Origin of the sequence: Bradyrhizobium sp. S3.3.6, from assembly GCF_040546905.1 — a bacterium.
GTDB lineage: Bacteria > Pseudomonadota > Alphaproteobacteria > Rhizobiales > Xanthobacteraceae > Bradyrhizobium > Bradyrhizobium cytisi.
The window spans coordinates 1-1,423 of record NZ_JBEPOT010000033.1; the positions used below are offsets into that span (position 1 = coordinate 1).

Below are 1,423 nucleotides of genomic sequence, written 5' to 3' on the forward strand. Positions count from 1 at the left end.
GGTCGTGTCCCCGGTGGTGGTGTAGCTCGGTAGAGCAAGGCCGCCCGGACGCGCGCCTCCAATAGCGCCGTAGCGGGCGGGCGGCTTTGCGGTGGTCACCGGCAGTTCTCCGGTAGGATCGGGTTGCGACACGCCAACGCAACCGAGGAACCACCGATGACCGACGACATGATGAACCTGCGCACGCTCGTGGAGAAGACCCCGGATGCCGATCTGTTGCGCGAGATGATCGGCTTTGCCGCCCAGCGCCTGATGGAGCTGGAAGTCGAAAGCCAGACCGGGGCGGCCTATGGCGAGAAGAATCCCGAACGCCTGGCCCAGCGCAATGGCTACCGCGACCGGATCTGGGAGACCCGGGCAGGCGCGGTGGAGCTGCGCATTCCCAAGCTGCGCAAGGGCTCCTACTTCCCGGGCTTCCTGGAGCCGCGCCGCATGGCCGAGAAGGCGCTCACCGCCGTGGTGCAGGAGGCCTATGTACAGGGCGTCTCGACCCGCTCGGTGGACGACCTGGTGCAGGCGATGGGCATGACCGGCATCTCCAAGAGCCAGGTCAGCCGGCTGTGTGCCGAGATCGACGACAAGGTGAAGGCGTTCCTCGCCCGCCCGATCGAGGGCGACTGGCCGTATCTGTGGATCGACGCCACCTACGTGAAGGTGCGCCAGCAGGGGCGGATTGTCTCGGTTGCGGTGATCGTCGCGGTCGGCGTCAACAGTGACGGCCGGCGCGAAGTTCTCGGCATGGATATTGGTCCGTCCGAAGCCGAGACGTTCTGGACCGCGTTCCTGCGCAAGCTCGCCCGCCGCGGCCTGCGCGGCGTCAAGCTCGTCGTCTCCGACGCCCATGAGGGCATCAAGGCCACCGTGGCCAAGGTGCTCAACGCCAGCTGGCAGCGCTGCCGCGTCCACTTCATGCGCAACGCGCTGGCGCATGCCGGCAAGAGTGGACGGCGTGTCGTCTCTGCCTTCATTGCCACAGCATTCGCCCAGGACGATGCCGAGGCCGCGCGAACCCAGTGGCGCAAGGTCGCCGACCAACTCCGGCCAAAGCTGCCGAAGCTTGCCGGCTTCCTAGACGAGGCCGAGACTGATGTGCTGGCCTACATGACCTTCCCGCCGCAGCATCGGACCAAGCTGCACTCCACCAACCCGATCGAGCGTCTCAACGGCGAAATCAAGCGGCGCACCGAAGTGGTTGGCATCTTCCCCAATGAGGACGCCATCGTCCGCCTCATCGGCGCCATCCTGCTCGAACAGAATGATGAATGGGCGGTCCAGCGCGCCCGTTATATGACACTGGAAACAATCGCGCCGTTGAGCGATGATCCGAGCGTCAGCCTCACGGCTATCGCCAGCTGACCAGCCCGGCTCTCGCCGGCGAACGCGGTGATCCACCGCCAGCTACACCACGCTACGGGACACGATC

General features: G+C 65.9%; 1 protein-coding gene. It reads left to right on the plus strand.

Annotated features, from left to right (window positions below; all coding sequences use genetic code 11):
- The first annotated feature begins 156 nt into the window (after positions 1–156).
- Positions 157–1,356 carry an IS256 family transposase gene (locus ABID59_RS37345; RefSeq protein ID WP_354086668.1) on the plus strand — a complete coding sequence of 400 codons (1,200 nt, stop codon included), beginning with the start codon at positions 157–159 and terminating at the stop codon, positions 1,354–1,356.
- The last annotated feature ends 67 nt before the right edge of the window (positions 1,357–1,423 follow it).

Excerpts from the sequence above, each read along its gene's own strand:
- ABID59_RS37345 (WP_354086668.1), top strand. The coding sequence starts at position 157 with ATGACCGACGACATGATGAACCTGCGCACGCTCGTGGAGAAGACCCCG.